The following is a 20,413-nucleotide window of genomic DNA, read 5'->3' as shown; positions in this document are numbered from 1 at the left end:
GAGCGCAGTGAGTGAGTTTGGGTCGCAGGGGAAACAATAGGCGGCGGAGCGAATGAAGTACAAAATTCCACCGCATCTGCGGTTCTGTAGGCCCTCCCCGGAACTTCGGACCCTTTCGTGCTATTCCCTTAAATTGCAATTTGTCTGCGGTTGACAGCAGCAAAATTCTGACGTAGAATGGTAAAAAATGAAAGCAGCGGGGAGAAGTAAGTATGATTTATGCGAAATCTGGTGAGAGTCATCCGAATACGTCAGATGAAATTTTTGAACAGATGCTGAACCGGATCATCCAGCTGCGCCTGGAGCCTGGACAGCTGATCAGCGAGAATCAGATGTCTGCGGAGTACGGAGTGTCCCGCTCGGTCATCCGCACTGTGTTTACGCGTCTTAAGCAGCTTGGCTTTATTGAGATTTATCCGCAGCGGGGTACCTACGTCAGTCTCATGGATTTAAGCCATATCGCGGATCTTCTGACATTGCGTACAGCGGTGGAAAAGGAAGTCCTCTATGAGATTTTTACCGAACTGGGCGAAGCAGAGCGCAGCCAGATGCTGAAGCGGCTGGAAGCGAATCTGAAGGAACAGGAGAAATACAGGGATGAGGCCGATTACTTTGGCCGTTTTCCGGAGCTGGATGCCGAATTCCATAAGATTATGATCGACAGTGTAGGACGCAGCGCCATGATGCGCATGTTGGATAGCCTGATGCTGCACCTCGCGCGCTGGCGAAACTTTGATGTGGCTTTCGATAATCGTGTGCCGCAGCTGATCGAGGAACACAAAAAGATAGTTGAGGCTATTGCGGAAGGGAACATCCAGAAAGCTCAGGAATGCATGGGAAGGCATCTGGAAACGATCACAGCCATTGCGGACAGGGCTACGGCCAAGTATCCGACCTATTTCAGGAATGGTTGATCCGATCTGTTATAGAAAGGAAGAGACGGAATATGCAAAGAAGCGCATAGTTCCGTCTTTTTCTTTGCTTTTCAGGCAGTTGCTCCGGAAACGAGAGTGTTTAAAAATAAACAAAAAACGCTGGATTTATGTAAACTGAAAGAAACAAAAGAAATGGTGTGCAAATAAAATTCCGGTGAAAAACACAAAAAATACAAAGAAACTATTTACATTCATTGATGAATTTGATAGTATAGGGTCATGAGTTGAGCTGTTTGTTGGCGATATTGAGGAATCGTACAACAAATTTTTTTGGCGTTTATCTTGTATACTAGAATACCATAGTATGAAACGTAAGCAAGACGCCGTTTTTATTTGCTCAAACTTGTTTAATTTTTAACAACTGCAAAGAAGGCATAGAAATAACAGCTGAAAATTTTGAAGAGGTGTCAGTTATGTATACACTGGGAATTGATATTGGCTCTACTACATCCAAGGCAGTGATCCTGAAGGATGGAAGTGAAATTGTGGCATCCTCCATTGTGGTAGCTACTGTCGGAACAGACGGAGTCAGCAAGGCGCTGGAAAATGTAATGAAAGAAAGCGGTCTTACGCAGGCAGATATGGCATGCACCGTGGCAACCGGATACGGACGCCAGACCTATGACGGGGCAGATTATCAGGTTAGTGAGCTGACCTGTCACGCGCTGGGTGTCCACTATGTTTGTCCGGGCGCAAGAACAGTAATCGATATAGGAGGCCAGGATGCCAAGGTTCTTTCCCTGAATGAAGAGGGACGCATGATCAACTTTGTTATGAATGACAAATGCGCGGCAGGAACCGGCAGATTCCTGGATGTTATGGCAAATATCCTGAAGCTTGATATTTCCCAGCTGGAAACCGAAGCCGCAAAAGCAGTAAAGCCGGCAAGCATCTCCAGCACCTGCACGGTATTCGCAGAGTCCGAGGTAATTTCCCAGCTGGCATCCGGAACTGATATCCCGGATCTTGTAGCAGGCATCTGCCAGTCCGTGGCAACCAGGGTTGCATCTCTGGCAAAGCGTGTAGGCATCCGCGAGGAGGTCTGCATGAGCGGCGGCGTGGCGCAGAACGGCGGTGTCCGCAATGCCATGGCAAAGGAGCTTGGCGTGGAAATCTACTACGACAAGCGGGCACAGGAACTTGGAGCTCTCGGCGCAGCGCTTTACGCGTACGGAAAGAGCAGCCAGTCATAGATCAAACAGAAAGCTTACCGTGTTCCTTTGCGGAGGACGCGAGCTGATACAGACCGGACAGACGCCGCAAGTGACGTGCGGACGGCCAGAACCTATTTAAGTTTAGGAAATGAAAATGTATAAAGGAGGTTTTTCACAATGGCTGAAGAAGTAAAAAAGAGCAGACCAGCACCAGATCCGAACTCAGCAAAGTTTAAGCTGGGCCAGATCGCGGCAAAGGCTTACAGTGATGCGATGGAGGCCAAAAAACGCGGAGAGATGGTTGGCTGGTGTGCCAGCAACTTCCCGGTAGAAATTCCGGAGACCCTTGGACTGTATGTCTGCTACCCGGAAAACCAGGCAGCTGGTATTGCAGCAAGAGGCGGCGGTGAGAGAATGTGTAACGAGGCAGAGGGCGAGGGCTACTCCAACGATATCTGCGCATATGCACGTATCTCCCTTGCTTATGCAAAACTGAAATCCGCTCCGGAGCAGGATATGCCGATGCCGGACTTCGTACTTTGCTGTAACAACATCTGTAACTGCATGATCAAATGGTACGAAAACCTGGCAAAAGAGCTGAACATCCCAATGTTCATGATCGATATTCCGTTCAACCCGGATTACGAGGTATCCGATGCGGAGACCGAGTACATCAAGGCTCAGTTCTGGGATGTTATCCATGGTCTGGAAGCGTATACCGGCAAGAAATGGAGCGATGAGCGCTTCAAAGAGGTTATGGCTTCCTCCGGACGCGCAAGCCGCGCATGGATCGAGGCAACCTCCCAGGCAAAATATGTTCCATCTCCGTTTAACGGATTTGACCTGTTAAACCACATGGCAGTTATGGTTACCGCACGTGGTAAAGAAGAGGCAGGCGACGCTATGGAAACCCTGTTAAAAGAGTACAAAGAGAACCATGAAAAGGGCACTTCCACTTTCCGCGCAGAAGAGAAATACCGTATCATGTTCGAAGGTATTGCATGCTGGCCGTGGCTGCGTGTTACCTCTACCGGCTTAAAGGGCAGAGGCATCAACATGGTAACCACCATTTATGCTGACGCATTCGGCTTCATCTACGATGACTTTGACGGAATGTGCCGTGCATACGCAAACGTTCCGAATGCCATGAACCTTGAGCATGCCAGAGACAAACGCATCAGGCTCTGCAAGGATAACCATGTAGAAGGTCTGTTAGTACATACCAACCGCTCCTGCAAGCTGTGGTCCGGATTCATGCCGGAGATGAGCCGTCAGATCGGCGAGGCATGCGGCATCCCGGTTGTTTCCTTCGATGGCGACCAGGCTGATCCGAGAAACTTCTCTGAGGCACAGTACGATACCCGCGTACAGGGCCTGACAGAGATCATGGAAGCAAACAAAGGAGGGAAATAGAGATGGCAGCAAAGGAATTATTAGCACAGCTTCATGAAGTTGCTGCAAATCCGAGAAAACAGCTGGACAAATATCTGGCTGAAGGTAAGAAGGTCGTTGCAGTAACCTATTATACACCGCAGGAGATCGTTCATTCCATGGGCCTGGTACCGATGGGTGTCTGGGGCGCAGACATGGAGATCAACGAGGCAAAGAAATATTATCCGGCATTTATCTGCTCTATCATGCAGACAATCCTGGAGCTGGGAATCAAGGGCGAGTATAAGGGCATTTCTGCTATCATCATCCCGTCTCTGTGTGACTCCTTAAAGACTCTGGGCCAGAACTGGAAATACGCAGTAAAGGATATCCCGTTCATCCCGATGACCTATCCGCAGAACCGGAAACCGGATTTCGGCATCAAGTTCACCAAGGCCGGTTATGAGAGAGTCATCAATGACCTGACCGTTGCAACCGGAGCACACTTCTCCGAGTTCGCGCTGTCTGAGTCCATTAAAGTATACAACGAGCACAACGCAGCTATGAGAGCATTCTCTGAGGCAGCAGCAAATGCAGATATCACCGCAGCTGAGAGAAGCGATGTATTCAAGAGCGCATGGTTCATGCTTCCGGAAGAGCATACCGCAATTGTAAAAGAACTGACTGCTGAGCTCTTAGCCGGTCCGAAGAGCACCCGCACAGCCCGTGTTCTGGTAAGCGGCATTCTGGCAGATGCTCCTGGCATGTTAAAGATTTTCGACGACAACGGCATCCAGATTGTTGCAGATGATGTTGCGAACGAGACCAGACAGTATCGTACCGATACCCCGGAAATGACGAATCCGGTAGACGCACTGGCACAAAAATTCGCAAACATGGACAACTGCACACTCCTTTATGATAAGGAAAAGAAACGTGTGGATTATATCATTGAGCAGGCAAAGGCCCATGACGCAAAGGGCATCATCGTTCTGATGACCAAGTTCTGTGATCCGGAGGAGTTTGATTACGTTCCGATCAAGAGAGCATGCGAGCAGGCAGGTCTCCTGAACTTAAATATCGAGGTTGACCGCCAGATGGTAAACTACGAGCAGGCAGCCACCATGATCCAGGCGTTCAAGGAAATGCTGTAACAAAATGTTGATCGAGAGGCGGGTCGGAATCGTCCGCTTTGCGATATAAAAGAAACTGTGGGAACTATGTCAGGCGGGAAGCCTTTCATAGAACAGGATTTGCAGAAAAAAATAGGGGGATGGCATTATGATCAGTAAAGACAAAATGTCCGTAACAGTAGGTGTTGCATTTGTGTGGTTTACGACACAGTTCGGCGGCGGTTTTGCATCAGGCAACCAGCTTCGTCAGTATTTCGTACAGTTCGGAATCTGGGCATTCGTAACCTGCATTATGACTCAATTTCTGGGTGCATTTTTCCAGTGGTATGCACTGAGATATGCAAAGAAGCATGAGGTTTATGATTACAGAAGCTTCAATAACAGTTTTTATGGCAAGTATGCGCCGATTTTTTCCAATCTGTATGAGCTGGTATATATTGTGACGATATGCGTAGCTCCGGCAGCAGCATTCGCAACCGGCGTCAGCACTATGGAAAGTGCATTTGGCATTAATCACTGGGTTGGAACCATCTTTGTAGGAATCTTTATTTTTGCGGTAGCTGTATATGGCACCAACGTAGTACGTAAAGTGGCTGCTACTTTATCGGTACTGATTGTTGCGGGACTGTTGATCGTTTATATTCCGAATATCATCGCACAGTGGGGTGATATTTCCGCAAACATTTCCGCGAGCATGGCAAATCCGGCACCGTTTGGCAAGGCACTGTGGATCGGCTTCGTATATGCAGCCTTCCAGCTGGCATCCATCGGTCTGTTAGTACAGCACGCAAAACCGTTCGCATCTCCGGATGACGCGAAGACCTCTATGGTTCAGGGATTTTTCGTAAACGTTCTGATTTGCCTGATGGCTGTTGTTGGTCTGATGGCAATCGCAAATGATCCGAACTTCGCAACCGAGAGCATTCCGCTGCTGATCCTGGTAAACAGAGGTGTGGCACCGGGCGTGCTTCGTCCGATCATTTCCATCCTGATCGTACTTGGTTCTGTATCTACTGCAGTAAACATGATCGCAGGTATGTCCAACCGTGTATGTTCTTCCCTGGACAAAAACTTTGATCCGACTGCAAAACCGGGTGTAAAGGTTATCGTTGTTACCCTGATCTGCACCGTAGTAGCATTCGGTATTGCTCAGCTGGGTCTGAATAAGATCGTGGCAGTAGGCTACAAGTACCTGGGCTATTTAACCATTCCGGTTATCATGATCCCATATCTGGTACATATGGCAGCTACCAAGTTCGATACCAAAGACTGAATCTGTTAGGAACATTATATTTTTCAAAAAGGAGTGTAACATAAAATGAGCAAACCATTGGAAGGTGTAAAAGTTATTGAGCTGGCAACCTTTATCGCTGCGGCAACCGCAGGCAGATTTATGGCTGACCTTGGAGCAGATGTTATTAAAATTGAGTCCGCAAAGGGTGATCCGTTAAGATATACCGCTCCGTCTGAGGGACGTCCGTTAGATATGTATGAGAATACAACCTGGGATCTGGAGAATGGTAATAAGAGATGTATCTCCCTGAACATGAAAACTCCGGAGGGTAAGGAGGCATTCTTCAAGCTGCTGGATTCCGCAGATGTCCTGATCACCAACTGGCGTGTACAGGCTCTTCAGAGAGCTGGTCTTGACTATGAAACCTTAAAGGAAAGATATCCGAAGCTGGTTTATGCAATCTGTACCGGTTATGGTGAATATGGTCCGGATAAGGATCTTCCGGGATTTGACTTTACCGCATTCTTCGCAAGAGGCGGATACTTTGAGACTCTGCGTCAGAGAAGCGATGTCCCGTTTAACGGTGCACCTGGTGTCGGTGACCACAACGTAGGTATGAACCTGGTAGCAGGTATTCTGGCTGCATTATATCAGGCAAAGACCAAAGGTGTCGGTGAGAAGGTTGAGACCTCCCTGTTTGAGAGTGCTGTATACAACATGGGCATGATGGTTCAGGCATCCAACTATGAAGGTATTGCACAGCAGTATCCGATCAACATCCGCAATGGCGCTAACCCGTTCAACTCCGCATGGCATACTGCAGATGACCGTTATATTCAGACCTGTATGCCGGATTACAACACCTATTACAAGAAGTTCATTGCAGCAGTAGGCCGTGAGGATCTGGTAGAGAATGAGAATTACTTCCCGATCCTGACCTGTCAGGAAAAGGGTCTGACTACGGAAGTTTATGATATTGTTATGGAAGCTTTCGAAAAGAAGACCGCAGCAGAATGGAGAGAAATCCTGACTGCAGCAGATATTCCGTTCGCACTGTGCCAGAACTGGATCGAGATCCGTAACGATAAGCAGGCAGAAGCAAATCACTGCTTCTACGATATGACCTATTCTAATGGCAATACCAGAAGACTGGTTCGTACACCTGTTAAGTTTGAAAATATGGGTGTTCCGGATTACAGACGTGGACCGTTAATCGGTGAGCAGGGTGTTGATGTTCTGAAGGAAATCGGTTATAATGATGAGCAGATTGATGCACTGAAAGCAAACGGAACTCTTTATATCTGGGAAGATCCGAAAAAAGCATAATGAGTGTTCCTTAGCATTGTAGTAAGGAAGCAGGGCTGCGCAGGCGCAGAAGCCACGCAGCCCTCTATGCGGCAATGACTTGTATACAAGTTGGAGAGAACATGGAATTGACGAAAAAAACAATCGGGCAGTATCTGAAGGAACAGGCAGCCGTGATCGGAGATCACACCGCTATGGAAATGTTTGGCTGGAGCTGTAGCTTCGCCCAGCTGGATGAGACATCAGATCTTATGGCAGGCAGACTGGACGATATGGGAGTCACACGGGGAACCCATGTGGGAATCTGGAGTGTCAACAGTCCGAACTGGGTATTTACCTTTCTGGCGCTGGTGAAGATTGGTGCCGTTCCGGTGCTGATCAATACCTGTTACCGGGATGAAGAACTGAAGGGAATCCTGAATTACTCCGATGTGGAATATGTGTTCTGCGGCACTGGCTGCAAGGATATTGTCTATGATGATGTGATCGCGGATATCCGGAAGGATACGCCGAAGGTAAAGCGCTTCCTTCATCTGGATGAAAAGGAAGCAGGAACCTGGATGAGCCCGGACAGCTTCGGCCGCCGGGAAAAGTCACCGGAACTTCTGGCCCGTGTACAGGAGCTGAAAAGCCAGGTACAGCCGGAGGACGCGGCCTGCATGATCTTTACGTCCGGCACCACATCCCTTCCAAAGGGGATCCTGCTGAGCCATGAGCAGCTGATCAACAACAGCCGTGCCATGGTGGAGGCAATGCACTGGGGCGTTACGGATAAGATGTGCATAACCGTTCCACTGTTTCATTGCTTCGGCATCACTGCCGGCGTGATTGCGTGTATCACAGGAGGCATGGCTATGTGCCTGATCCCGTATTTTCGGACAGCCCATGTGTGGGACGCCATTGATCAGTACAAATGTACGATCTTAAACGGTGTTCCGAGCATGTTTCTCGCATTGATCCGCAAACCGCAGTACGCGGGACGTCAGGCACCAGATCTGAAATCCGGCATCATCGCAGGCTCCCCGTGTACCCCGGAGGATTTTCTGGAAATCTGCAGACGGTTTCCGCAGATGCATCTGCAGCCGTCTTACGGACAGACAGAAACATCACCATGTATTGCCATTGCAGACTGGGATGATCCAAATGAAATCAAGGCGGTATCGGCCGGACATGTGATCGAACATGTGAAGGCACGTATCGCAGATCTTGCAACCGGGAAAGAAGCAGCACCGGGGAAGGCCGGAGAAATTCAGGTTCAGGGCTATAATGTCATGCTGGGGTATTATCATCTGCCGCAGGCCAATGCCAAAGTCTTCACAGAGGATGGATGGCTGAGGACCGGAGATATCGGCTACTTCGACGAAACGGGTGAGCTTCATATTACCGGACGCCTCAAAGAGATGATCATCCGTGCGGGAGAAAATATTTCTCCGCGGGAGATTGAGTTTATGATCCGCCGTTATGAAGGGGTGGCGGATGTTAAGGTAGTAGGAGTTCCGGCGCAGGTTCTTCAGGAAGAAATTGCAGCCTGCGTGATTTTGCAGCCGGGAGTGCAGATCGATAAAGAACGGATGCTTTCCTATTTAAAACAGCATTTGGCAGATTATAAGGTTCCGGCCTATGTATTCTGGTTTGAGAAATTCCCCATGAACGCGAGTGGTAAGATTGAATTAAAGGAGCTGCGAAAAGAAGCAGCGGAGCGTGCCGCAAAACAGCGTGAGACGGCTGGCGGCACACAAGAATAAGCATACAGCCGGAGCAATCCGGTTTAGATACCAATATGTATGAAGGAGGAAATAGAGCAAGATGGCAGACGCATTTTTCACAGAGCAGCATGAACTGGTCAGAAAACTGGCAAGAGAATTTGCAGAGACAGAGCTGACAAAAGAAATTCTTGACAAAGTCGAGGAAGAGGAGGTTTTCCCAGAGGAAATCCTCGACAAGATGGCAAAAGCCGGTTTCTTCGGAATCAAGGTTCCGAAGCAGTACGGTGGACAGGGCGGAGACGCGCGTTCTTACGTTATCGTAATGGAAGAGATCGCAAGAGTATCCGGTGTTGCAAGTATTTATGTTTCTTCCCCGAACTCCCTTTCCGGCGGTCCGTTCCTTCTTTCCGGAAACGCTGAGCAGAAAGAGAAATATTTACGTCCGGTCGTAACCGGCGAAAAGAAGGTCTGCTTCGCGCTGACTGAGCCGGGCGCAGGTTCCGACGCAGGCGGCATGCAGACCACTGCAGTAAAAGATGGTGACTACTATGTCCTGAATGGCCGTAAGACCTTTATCACCATGGCGCCTCTGGCTGACTGGGCGGTTGTATACGCAAAGACCGACATGAGCATGGGAACCAAGGGTATTTCCGCATTCATCGTAGACATGAAGCAGGAGGGTGTATCCTGTGGTAAGCCGGAGAAAAAGATGGGTGTCGTAGGCTGCGCAACCAGTGATATCATTCTGGAAAATGTACGTGTACATAAAGACAACCTGCTTGGTCAGGAAGGCAAGGGCTTCATTAACGCAATGAAGACTCTGGATACCGGACGTATGGGCGTTGCTGCACAGTCTATCGGTGTTGCACAGGGCTGTCTGGATGAAGCGATCAAGTATGCAAAAGAGAGAAAGCAGTTTGGCCGTCCGATCGCAAAATTCCAGGCGATCGCATTTATGCTGGCTGAGATGGCAACCAAGCTTGAGGCAGCCAAGAACCTGGTTTACAAGACTGCATGGCTGATCGATAACGGTCAGGATGCTTCCATGGCAGCCTCCATGGCAAAATTCTACGCATCTGAGGTCTGCAACGAGATCGCTGCCAAGACCGTTCAGATCCATGGTGGATATGGCTTCATCAAGGACTACAAGATTGAGCGTATGTTCCGTGACTGTCGTGTATTCACGATCTACGAAGGAACCAGCCAGGTACAGCAGATGGTAATTTCTGGTAAATTACTGAAGTAATTAGGAGGGAGCAGACCATAATGAAGATCTTAGTATGTGTAAAACAGGTGCCAGACACCACAGAAGTAAAGATTGATCCGGTTAAGGGAACCCTGATCCGTGAGGGTGTTCCGAGTATCTTAAACCCGGATGACGCAAATGCGCTGGAGGCAGCACTTCAGTTAAAAGACAAAGACCCGGAGGGAACCTCTGTTGCAGTCCTGACCATGGGACCGCCTCAGGCAACCTACATGCTGCGTGAGTGCCTGGCAATGGGCGCTGATGAAGCATATCTGTTAAGCGACCGTGTATTCGGTGGTGCAGATACCTGCGCAACCTCTACCACCATCGCAGCTGGTATCCGCAAGGTCAATGAGCTGGGCAAGGTTGACATCATCTTCGCTGGCCGTCAGGCAATCGATGGTGATACCGCTCAGGTTGGACCGCAGATCGGCCAGAGACTTGGTGTTCCGGTTGTTACCTATGTACAGGATTACAAAGTAGAAGGCGACAAGGTTATCGTACAGAGACAGCTTGAGGATGGCTACGAGGTCATCGAGGTTGGCATGCCGTGCCTGCTGACTGCAGTGAAAGAGTTAAATACCCCAAGATACATGAGCATTGGCGGTATCGTAGATGCTTACCAGAAAGAGATCACCGTATGGGATCACGTTGCAGTTGACCTGGATCCGGCAGACTGTGGACTGAAAGCTTCTCCTACCCGTGTATTCCGTTCCTTCACCCCGCCGCAGAAGGGCAAGGGCGAAATGCTTGAGGGCAGCATTCAGGAGATGGGTGCAAAGCTTGTAGGCAAACTGGTCGAGAAGCATTACATCTAAGCACAAGTGAAAGGAAAGGGTACGAAGAAATGGCAGACGTAAAGGATTTAAGCGCCTACAAAGGCGTATGGGTATTTGCAGAGCAGAGAGAAGGCAAGATCATGCCGGTAGTAATCGAGCTGCTCGGAGAGGGCCGCAAGCTGGCTGACGCAGTTGGATGTGAGCTGTGTGCCGTACTTCTTGGCGAAAACGTAGGAGGACTGACCGATGAGCTGTTTGCATATGGCGCAGATAAGGTATATCTGGCAGATGATCCGGAATTAAAGGATTACCGTACCGACGCTTACAGCATTACCATTGGCAAGGCAATTGAGGAATACAAACCGGAGATCGTTCTGTTAGGTGCAACACATATCGGACGTGACCTTGGCCCGTGTCTGGCAGTTAACTGCAACACTGGTCTGACTGCAGACTGCACCAAGCTGGAGATCGACCCGACCGATAAGAAGATTCAGCAGACCCGTCCGGCATTCGGCGGAAACTTAATGGCTACGATTATCTGCCCGGATCACAGACCGCAGATGTCTACCGTACGTCCTGGCGTTATGGAGAAAGCACAGTACCAGGCAGGCCGTAAGGGTGAGGTTATAAAATTAAACGTTTCCTTTAAGGAAGGCGAGATCCGTACCAAGGTTCTGGAGATCGTTAAGAGCTTAAAAGAGACGGTTTCCCTGACCGACGCAAAGATCATCGTATCTGGCGGTATGGGACTTGGCAAGCCGGAGGGCTTTGACTTATTAAAGCAGCTGGCAGATAAGCTGGGCGGCGTAGTAGCAGCTTCCCGTGCAGCAGTAGATGCAGGCTGGATCGATCATTCCTACCAGGTAGGACAGACCGGTACCACCGTAAAACCGAAGGTATACTTTGCATGCGGTATTTCCGGAGCAATCCAGCACGTAGCAGGTATGCAGGACTCTGAGCTGATCGTTGCCATCAACACCAACGAGTCTGCACCGATCTTCGAGATCGCAGACGTTGGCATTGTAGGTGATCTGTATAAAGTGATTCCGGCAATCATCGAGGAACTGGACAAGGCAGAAGCAAAAGACTGATCATAAAACGAACCTTTATAAGAGAGTGGGATGCAGAAGTGTCCCGCTCTTTTGTTTGTATGATAGGAAATTTTTTCAATTAAGGCAAAGCGGAGGACTTAGACATGATGGGATATGACATCAGGGAGGTGCTGCCGGAGGTGTTCCGGATTCCGGTGCCTCTGGAGGGTAATCCACTCAAAGAGTTAAACAGCTATCTGTTCCGGGGCAGCAGGGAGGCGAAGCAGCGCAATCTGCTGGTGGATACCGGATTTCGGACAGAAGGCTGCAAAAAAGCGCTCCTTAAGGGGCTGGGGCAGCTTGGCGTATCCATGGAGGATACGGATATCCTGCTGACACATCTTCATGCAGATCACAGTGGGAACGCCCCGGAGCTGATCCGGCCGGGCGGAAGGGTATATATCAGCCGGGAGGATTACCGGTTTATGGACGGAACATTGCAGGAGCACCGTTCGGAACGCTTCCGGGAAAACGGAATTGAGGAATCGCTTTTGCAGGCGATGTTAGCATGTACGCCGTCCAGAACCATGGCAGCGCCGCTTTCCTTCCGGGATTATACGCTGCTGGAGGAAGGAGATGTGATCTTAGCGGGGCGGTACACGCTGCGGGCCATCTGGACACCGGGACATACACCAGGGCATTTCTGCTTTGAAGTCTGCGGTACCGGCGCCATGCTTCTGGGGGATCACGTGCTGTTTGACATTACGCCCAATATCACAGACTGGTGGGATGTGCCGGACTCGCTGGGCGATTATTTAAGGAGCCTGGACAAGCTGGAAGCCTATCCGGTTACCCTGCCGTTTCCGGGGCACCGGCAGGCAGGGGATATGAAGCTCAGGATTCGTCAGCTGAAGGAGCATCATAAGAAGCGTCTGGCAGACTGCCTTAGAATTGTCCGTGGATTGCAGCATGATCCGGTGAAGAAGCCCTGCCTTTATGATATTACGGGCTGCATGAAATGGAAGATCCACTGTGATGGCTGGGATGATTTTCCGCCGGCCCAGCGCTGGTTTGCCCTGGGTGAATGCTTTGCGCATCTGGACCATCTGAAACAGGAAGGACTGGTCCGGGAGGTCTGCGGGGAGCATGGTGTGCATTATGAACCTGTTGAGAAATAAAAAGATCCGGTAAAAAACTTTTAAAAGCCTCTTTTTTTTGCTACACTGTTACCAGTAACAAAGAAAAGAGGTTTTTATGTTATATCAGATTACGGATGGTACCGTTTCGGCGGGCGGACATGTGATTTTGTCCCATGTGAATTTTGAGATAAAGGGAAATGAAAAGATTGCCCTGGTGGGGCGAAATGGCGCAGGAAAGACCACACTTTTAAAGCTGATCGCAGGAGAGCTTTCCCTGGACCGGGACGACAGGCGCCAGGGAGCAGGTGTGACGAGTTCTCGCCGGCTGACCGTGGGGATGTTAAAGCAGCAGGCTTTTTCGGACCGGGAACAGACCGTGGAGGAGATTCTTCTGGCGGCATGCCCGTTTCGCGATACCTTTGCACGGGAACGGTTTGAATATGAGCAGGAGTATGACCGGATCTTTACCGGCTTTGGCTTTGCAAGGGCTGACAAGCACAAAAAGATCGGCGATTTTTCCGGAGGTGAGCAGACGAAGATCGCGCTGATCCGTCTGCTTCTGGAAAAGCCGGATATTTTACTGTTAGATGAGCCGACCAATCATCTGGATATTGCCACGATCCAGTGGCTGGAGCAGTATCTGAAATGGTATGAGCATGCAGTGGTGCTGGTGTCTCATGACCGCTTCTTTCTGGACCAGGTAGCGGAGGCTGTCGTGGAGGTTTCAGATGGAAAACTGACCCGGTACGCGGGCAATTACAGCGAATACCGCACCGAAAAGCGAAAGCGGATCGAGCGGCAGCAAAAGGCCTGGGAACGCCAGAAGGAGGAAGAAGACCGGTTAAACGGCGTGATCGAGCGGTTCCGGCACAAGCCGACAAAAGCCTCCTTTGCGCGAGCCAAGAAAAAGCAGCTGGAGCGCATGGAGCGGGTAGAAAAACCGGTGGAAGATGATGTCCATCTGTTTACCGGCAATATCGAACCGCTGATCCCGGGCAGCAAGTGGGTGTTTGAGGCAGAGCATCTGAAAATCGGTTATGACCGGCCCCTTTTAGAGATTACCATGCGGATCCGGAGAGGGCAGAAGCTTGGTATTCTGGGAGCCAACGGAGCCGGAAAAAGTACGTTTTTAAAGACGGTGGCCGGACTTTTGCAGCCGTTTCAGGAGAAGGACAGATCGGTCGAACGACGATGTGTGCTGGGGAATAACATTACCATCGGATATTTTGACCAGCATTCTGCGGAAATTCAGTCAGATAAGTCTGTGGCAGAGCATTTCCACGACCTGTTCCCGGCTCTGACGGAAAAAGAGGTGCGAAATATCCTGGGGATGTATCTGTTCACGGGCAAGCTGGCATCCCGGCGGGTGAGTGATTTATCCGGCGGCGAAAAGGCAAGGCTTGTGCTGGCAGAGCTTTTGCAGAGCCGACCAAATTTCCTGATTTTAGATGAGCCGACCAACCATATGGATGTGCAGGCGAAGGAAACACTGGAATCGGCCTTTCAGGCTTATCAGGGAACCATTCTGTTTGTATCCCACGACCGGTATTTTATCCGCCAGGTGGCACAGAGCGTGCTGATCTTTGAAGAGACCGGTCCGATGTATTACCCATTCGGGTATGAGCATTATCTGGAAAAAAGGCAGAAGGCGGAGGCGTACGGCGAGGAACTCTCTGCCCAGGTGAAGGCAGAGGACGCGGCTCTTTTAGAGGGGATGCGGACTGTGCCGAAGGCGGAGCGCCACCGGCTTCGGGAATTCTCCACGGAAGAAGCATATGCGGACTGGAAGTTGCGGCTGGTTTACGAAAAGCTGGAGCCGGAGGAACTGGAATATGGACGGCTGGAGGCGGAGTACCGTGGGCTGCTGGCTGAGTGGAAAATGTCGGAATCATACTGGACGCTGGAGCCGGGAATCCCTGACGCTGTGGCAGCTGCGAAAGCCAGGCGTGATGAGGCCTTTAAACGGTGGCATGAACAGTGTATGGCATGGCTTGGGGTGTATGAAGAAGTACACGGTGAGCCGGATTTGAAATAAGGGACTGCAGAAAAAGCAGCAGGATAAAACAGAAGATTTCAGGAGGATACAGGATGGATACAGAGATGATACGTGCACGCCTTGCAGGCTGTCAGAAGCTTTTGATCGGACTGGGCGAGGAGTGGAAATGGAAACGCGGTGATGAAGCGCAGGAGGCGCGGCTGCGGGAGGCTTATGCAAATCTGTATGAGCTGGTGAAGGATAAGGATTATTTTATCATTACCATGGCCACAGACGCGCTGATTTTTGAGACGGAGCTGGGCAGCCAGACAGAGACTGCCGTGACGGAGGAGATTCATATGGAAGAGGTCTCCTGCCCGGCAGCGGATGAGCAGACTCAGGTTCTCATGGACCGTCTGTTCCCGGTACAGGAAAAGCCCAAGGACAAACGGATACAGAGGATCGTAGCGCCATGCGGCAACGAGACCTGGAAACAGTGCTCTGCGGGATGCACGAAGGATATCTGGGAACCGGATGAGGTCCCGTCCGGTATCTGCCCACACTGCGGCGCGCCGCTCACCGGCAACACCATCGAGGCGCACCCTTATATTGAAGAAGGCTATCTGCCTCAGTGGAACCGCTATACCCAGTGGCTGACCGGAACCTTTAACAAAGATCTGGTCATTCTGGAGCTTGGGGTTGGTTTTGCAAATCCGGGTGTGATTCGCTTCCCGTTTGAGAAGACCGCGTTTTTTAACCAGGGATCTTTCTTCCTGCGGGTGAACCAGACGTTTCCGCAGACAACGGAAGAATTGAAAGATCGTGCGCGGGGTGTCCACCAAAATTCAGTAGACTGGATGATAAAAAGTGATTATAATGTAGAATAAAAAAGAATCTGATAACCAGTAACTGCATGGAGGACACCAATGATTGCGATAATAGACTACGATGCCGGAAATATTCGAAGTGTGGAAAAAGCGCTGATCGCTCTGGGTGAGCAGCCGGTTGTGACAAGAGATAAGAATACGATTCTTGCGGCAGATAAGCTGATCCTGCCGGGCGTGGGTGCCTTTGGAGACGCCATGGAGCGCCTGCACCAGTACGGTCTGGTGGATGTGATCCGGGAGGCAGTAAAGAACGGTACGCCGCTTCTTGGGATTTGTCTTGGACTGCAGCTGTTATTTGAGCACAGTGATGAGAGCGACGGAGTGAAGGGACTTGGTATCTTAAAGGGCCAGATCTTAAAGATTCCGGATAGTCCGGGCCTGAAGATCCCGCATATGGGATGGAATTCCCTGGAGATAAAACCGGACACAAGGCTGTTTGCGGGAATCTCCAATGGAGCCTATGTATATTTTGTTCATTCTTATTATTTAAAAGCAGAGGATCCCAAAATCGTGGCGGCCACCACGGAGTACAGCACTCATATTCATGCTGCAGTAGAGCAGGGCAATGTGTTTGCCTGCCAGTTCCACCCGGAAAAGAGCAGTGAGGTGGGACTTCAGATCCTGAAAAATTTCATCAGCCTGTAGTGGATAGGGCAGTTTGGAGGAGCATATGTTTACAAAGAGAATCATTCCCTGCCTGGATGTTCACAATGGCCGGGTAGTAAAAGGTGTTAATTTTGTAAATCTGCGGGATGCAGGTGATCCGGTGGAGATTGCTGCAGCATATGATAAGGCTGGTGCCGATGAACTGGTATTTCTGGATATTACGGCATCTTCCGATGCGCGAGAGACTGTGGTGGACATGGTACGCCGGGTGGCAGAAACCGTGTTTATCCCGTTTACCGTGGGCGGAGGCATTCGTACCGTGGAGGATTTCCGGCGCCTTCTCCGCGAGGGCGCGGATAAGATTTCCATCAATTCTTCCGCCATCAATACGCCGGAGCTGATCAGCGACGCAGCAGATAAGTTTGGCCGTCAGTGCGTAGTCGTGGCCATTGATGCGCGACGCCGGGAAGATGGCTCCGGCTGGAATGTATACAAGAACGGCGGGCGCATTGACACCGGTCTGGATGCGGTCGAGTGGGCCATGAAGGCAGATTCCCTGGGAGCCGGCGAGATCCTGCTTACCAGCATGGACTGTGATGGAACTAAAGCTGGTTACGATAATGAACTCACATCTCTGATTGCGGAAAATGTGTCGGTTCCGGTTATCGCTTCCGGCGGCGCAGGAACGAAGGAACATTTTTACGATGCGCTGACGAAAGGAAAGGCAGATGCGGCGCTTGCGGCATCGCTGTTCCATTATAAGGAGCTGGAAATCCGGGATCTGAAGCAGTATCTGCGGGAACGCGGTATTTCTGTGCGGCTGTAACGGGTCGGGAACAGTGTGAGGATCCGGTGCTTCCAAAAAGCGGCATCGGAAAGGAAAGGAGAGCTGTCAAATAACTATGGGAGCCATTGCAAATGACTGGCTTGGCCCGCTAAGCGGGGAGTTTAAAAAGCCGTATTATAAAAAACTGTACGAGACGGTAAAACATGAATATGAAACGAGACAGGTATTCCCGGATCCGAATGATATTTTTAATGCATTCGAATTTACACCGTTATCGGAAGTAAAAGTGGTGATCCTGGGACAGGATCCGTACCATAATGTGGGGCAGGCCCACGGCCTGTGCTTCTCTGTGAAGCCGGATGTCGAGATTCCGCCTTCTCTGGTGAACATCTATCAGGAGCTGCACGATGATCTGGGCTGTTACATACCGAACAACGGATATTTGGTAAAATGGGCGAAACAGGGAGTCATGATGTTAAACACCGTACTGACGGTGCGGGCCCATGCAGCCAATTCCCATCGCGGGATCGGCTGGGAGGAGTTTACGGACGCGGCCATTAAAATCTTAAATGAGCAGGACCGTCCGATGGTATTTATCCTCTGGGGACGTCCGGCCCAGATGAAAAAGTCCATGCTGGACAATCCGAAGCATCTGATCCTGGAGGCACCGCATCCGAGTCCGCTTTCCGCGTACCGCGGATTTTTCGGAAGCAAACCATTCAGCAAGACCAATGCATTTCTGGAGGCAAATGGACTGACTCCGATTGACTGGCAGATTGAAAATGTAGTAAAATGATTTTTTTGAATTGTTATAAATATGACAAAAAGAAATGAGGCAGAACGATGGAGTTTATTGAATTTCTGAAGATTCTGGTACTGGGTATTGTGGAGGGCTTTACCGAATGGCTTCCCATCAGCAGTACCGGGCATATGATCCTGGTGGATGAGATCATCCACTTAAACGTGACGGATGCATTTATGTCCATGTTCCGGGTGGTGATCCAGCTGGGGGCCATTCTGGCAGTTGTCGTCCTGTATTTCCGGCGCCTGAATCCCTTTGATCCGGGAAAAACAAAGGCACAGAAGGCGGGGACCGTAAAGCTCTGGATGAAGATTGTGGTAGCCTGCGTTCCGGCGGCAATACTGGGGCTGCTTCTGGATGACTGGATGGATGCCCACCTGTACAATGGATATGTGGTGGCAGCTATGCTGATCATTTACGGTATACTGTTTATCGTTCTGGAAAATCATAATCAGTATACAGATTTCCCGATCCAGCGTACCGGACAGATCTCTTACAAGACTGCGTTTTTCATTGGCCTGTTCCAGGTGCTTTCTCTGGTGCCGGGTACCTCCCGTTCCGGCGCCACCATTTTAGGTGCCATGATCCTGGGCTGCTCCCGCAGCGCGGCAGCAGAGTTTTCCTTTTTCCTGGGTATTCCGGTTATGTTCGGCGCCAGTCTGCTAAAGCTGGTGAAGTTCGGTTTCCATTTTACCGGACTGGAGCTGTTTTACCTGATCGCCGGTATGGTGATCGCATTTGTAGTGTCGGTGTACTCCATCAAATTCCTGATGGGCTACATCAGAAAGAATAACTTTAAGGTATTTGGTTATTACCGGATCGTGCTGGGCGTCATCGTGCTGTTCTATTTCGGAGTAACTGCATTCCTTGGATAATGGAGGAATCGATGAATCGATTTGGAATACAGAGACCCCTTTCAAAAAAGAAATGCTTTTTGATCCTGTCGCTGCTTCCGCTGTATTTTATTGTGGTGGGTCTGTTTATGCAGCCGGTGGATCAAATCTTTCGCGGAATCGTGGAGATCATACGAGAGCCGGACTTTCTGATCACAGACTATTTCGTGATCGGAGGTGTGGGTGCTGCATTTATCAATGCCGGTGTACTGACACTGATCTGTATCGGTATCATGTATGCCCTGGATATGAATTTTGACGGACATACCGTTACATCTACCTGCCTGATGTTTGGTTTCTCCCTGTTCGGAAAAAATCTGTTAAACATCTGGATGATTCTGGTGGGGGTGTTCTTATACGCAAGGTATCATAAGACTACCGTAAAGCGTTACCTGTACGTTGGATTTTACGGTACAAGCCTGTCCCCGATCGTAAGCCAGGTCATGCACATTGTGGATCTGCCGCTGCCGCTGCGGTTCCTTCTGTGCGCGGCTACGGGCATCATCATTGGATTCGTACTGCCGCCGTTAAGTACCCATGTGCATTTTTCTCACAAGGGTTATTCTCTTTACAACGTAGGATTTGCCGGTGGAATTATTGCGACCGTGATCGTATCCATCCTGAAATCCTTTGGCGTAACCATTGAATCCCGTCTGATCTGGTTTACCGGTCAGAATCAGACATTTATCATTCTGCTGGCAATTCTGTTTGGAGCCATGATCCTGTATGGTATTATCACTGATCCCATGGCGTTGGAGGATTACCGCAGTATTCTGCGGTCCTACGGACTGGGAGGAACCGACTACTATAAGTCTGAGGGTGGCGCAGCAGTCATGATCAATATGGGCGTGAATGGTCTGGCTTCCATGCTCTTTGTGGTGATGGTAGGTGCGGATTTAAACGGTCCGACTATCGGCGGGATTTTTACCGTGGTGGGCTTCAGTGCTACCGGTAAGCATCTGCGCAATATTCTTCCGGTCATGGCCGGAGTGCTGATTGCCAGTGAGGCAAAAAGCTGGAACATCACCGACCCATCGGCGATCCTTGCTCTGCTTCTTTCTACCACTCTGGCACCGATTGCCGGTGAGTTTGGAATCATCGCCGGTGTGATCGCAGGATTTTTACATTCCTCCGTAGCACTGAATGTGGGAATCGTATATGGAGGTATGAATCTATATAACAACGGATTCGCAGGCGGCCTTGTGGCTATGTTCCTGGTTCCGGTGATCCAGTCCATCCGCGACAGACGGGCGAGAGCACGCGGCGGATTATCGCTGTAACAATAAAAATTTGAGTTACAAAGCTGAATAAAGGTCCGGAAGTGAAAGAGACCGCCTTCCTCTATTTTCACATATCGTTGTTTGCTTGCTCTCGCTAACACGCGTTCGCCTGTGTCGGATTAACATCCGCCACATTCGGACGTGTGTGCT

18 protein-coding genes are annotated in these 20,413 nt (G+C 50.1%); all 18 read left to right on the top strand.

The annotated features are described in order from the left end of the window. Positions 1–212: 212 nt before the first annotated feature. The 18 genes from ACMP1L_RS06640 to ACMP1L_RS06555 all read left to right on the top strand — a co-directional run bounded on the left by ACMP1L_RS06640 (position 213) and on the right by ACMP1L_RS06555 (position 20,263). Positions 213–914 (top strand): GntR family transcriptional regulator, encoded by a 702-nt coding sequence (locus ACMP1L_RS06640; RefSeq protein ID WP_118733287.1) that lies wholly within the window; start codon positions 213–215, stop codon positions 912–914. Between the two features lie 434 nt (positions 915–1,348). Next, complete coding sequence (locus ACMP1L_RS06635) at positions 1,349–2,128, top strand: acyl-CoA dehydratase activase (RefSeq protein ID WP_177304390.1); 780 nt, start codon at positions 1,349–1,351, stop codon at positions 2,126–2,128. A gap of 138 nt (positions 2,129–2,266) precedes the next feature. Then, complete coding sequence (locus ACMP1L_RS06630) at positions 2,267–3,502, top strand: 2-hydroxyacyl-CoA dehydratase subunit D (protein WP_118733285.1); 1,236 nt, start codon at positions 2,267–2,269, stop codon at positions 3,500–3,502. Positions 3,503–3,504: 2 nt separating this feature from the next. Further along, positions 3,505–4,614 carry a 2-hydroxyacyl-CoA dehydratase subunit D gene (locus ACMP1L_RS06625; protein WP_118541777.1) on the top strand — a complete coding sequence of 370 codons (1,110 nt, stop codon included), beginning with the start codon at positions 3,505–3,507 and terminating at the stop codon, positions 4,612–4,614. Between the two features lie 127 nt (positions 4,615–4,741). Beyond that, on the top strand, positions 4,742–5,866 hold the full coding sequence (locus ACMP1L_RS06620; RefSeq protein ID WP_118530533.1) for a YkvI family membrane protein: 1,125 nt from the start codon (positions 4,742–4,744) through the stop codon (positions 5,864–5,866). A gap of 45 nt (positions 5,867–5,911) precedes the next feature. Further along, complete coding sequence (locus tag ACMP1L_RS06615; RefSeq protein ID WP_118541781.1) at positions 5,912–7,153, top strand: CaiB/BaiF CoA transferase family protein; 1,242 nt, start codon at positions 5,912–5,914, stop codon at positions 7,151–7,153. Between the two features lie 101 nt (positions 7,154–7,254). After that, the gene (locus ACMP1L_RS06610) at positions 7,255–8,877 is read left to right on the top strand and encodes a class I adenylate-forming enzyme family protein (RefSeq protein ID WP_418452420.1); all 1,623 of its coding nucleotides are present in this window, start codon (positions 7,255–7,257) and stop codon (positions 8,875–8,877) included. A gap of 61 nt (positions 8,878–8,938) precedes the next feature. Continuing rightward, the gene (locus ACMP1L_RS06605; protein ID WP_118541785.1) at positions 8,939–10,084 is read left to right on the top strand and encodes an acyl-CoA dehydrogenase family protein; all 1,146 of its coding nucleotides are present in this window, start codon (positions 8,939–8,941) and stop codon (positions 10,082–10,084) included. Positions 10,085–10,104: 20 nt separating this feature from the next. Continuing rightward, a complete protein-coding gene (gene etfB / locus ACMP1L_RS06600; protein WP_118541787.1) occupies positions 10,105–10,902 on the top strand; it encodes an electron transfer flavoprotein subunit beta in 798 nt (265 codons plus the stop codon). A 29-nt stretch (positions 10,903–10,931) separates the two neighbouring features. Beyond that, positions 10,932–11,954 (top strand): electron transfer flavoprotein subunit alpha/FixB family protein, encoded by a 1,023-nt coding sequence (locus tag ACMP1L_RS06595; protein ID WP_118541789.1) that lies wholly within the window; start codon positions 10,932–10,934, stop codon positions 11,952–11,954. A 104-nt stretch (positions 11,955–12,058) separates the two neighbouring features. Then, on the top strand, positions 12,059–13,072 hold the full coding sequence (locus tag ACMP1L_RS06590) for an MBL fold metallo-hydrolase (RefSeq protein ID WP_418452419.1): 1,014 nt from the start codon (positions 12,059–12,061) through the stop codon (positions 13,070–13,072). Positions 13,073–13,148: 76 nt separating this feature from the next. Then, entirely contained in the window at positions 13,149–15,068 is a 1,920-nt protein-coding gene (locus tag ACMP1L_RS06585) for an ABC-F family ATP-binding cassette domain-containing protein (protein WP_418452417.1), read from the top strand. Positions 15,069–15,121: 53 nt separating this feature from the next. Beyond that, positions 15,122–15,895 carry a hypothetical protein gene (locus ACMP1L_RS06580; protein ID WP_118733279.1) on the top strand — a complete coding sequence of 258 codons (774 nt, stop codon included), beginning with the start codon at positions 15,122–15,124 and terminating at the stop codon, positions 15,893–15,895. A gap of 39 nt (positions 15,896–15,934) precedes the next feature. Continuing rightward, positions 15,935–16,540, top strand: coding sequence for an imidazole glycerol phosphate synthase subunit HisH (hisH, locus tag ACMP1L_RS06575; protein WP_118733278.1), 606 nt, complete (start codon positions 15,935–15,937; stop codon positions 16,538–16,540). Positions 16,541–16,565: 25 nt separating this feature from the next. Next, on the top strand, positions 16,566–17,327 hold the full coding sequence (hisF, locus tag ACMP1L_RS06570) for an imidazole glycerol phosphate synthase subunit HisF (RefSeq protein ID WP_118733277.1): 762 nt from the start codon (positions 16,566–16,568) through the stop codon (positions 17,325–17,327). Positions 17,328–17,403: 76 nt separating this feature from the next. Further along, complete coding sequence (locus tag ACMP1L_RS06565) at positions 17,404–18,084, top strand: uracil-DNA glycosylase (protein WP_118733276.1); 681 nt, start codon at positions 17,404–17,406, stop codon at positions 18,082–18,084. A gap of 47 nt (positions 18,085–18,131) precedes the next feature. Further along, on the top strand, positions 18,132–18,965 hold the full coding sequence (locus ACMP1L_RS06560; protein ID WP_418452415.1) for an undecaprenyl-diphosphate phosphatase: 834 nt from the start codon (positions 18,132–18,134) through the stop codon (positions 18,963–18,965). 11 nt (positions 18,966–18,976) lie between these two features. Further along, complete coding sequence (locus ACMP1L_RS06555; protein WP_418452414.1) at positions 18,977–20,263, top strand: DUF1576 domain-containing protein; 1,287 nt, start codon at positions 18,977–18,979, stop codon at positions 20,261–20,263. Positions 20,264–20,413: the final 150 nt, after the last annotated feature.

The sequence above is a fragment of the Ventrimonas sp. genome, assembly GCF_048380235.1.
Classification (GTDB): Bacteria; Bacillota; Clostridia; order Lachnospirales; family Lachnospiraceae; genus Brotaphodocola.
The sequence above is the reverse complement of the archived record's forward strand: the minus strand, read 5'-3'. Positions and strand labels throughout refer to the sequence as shown.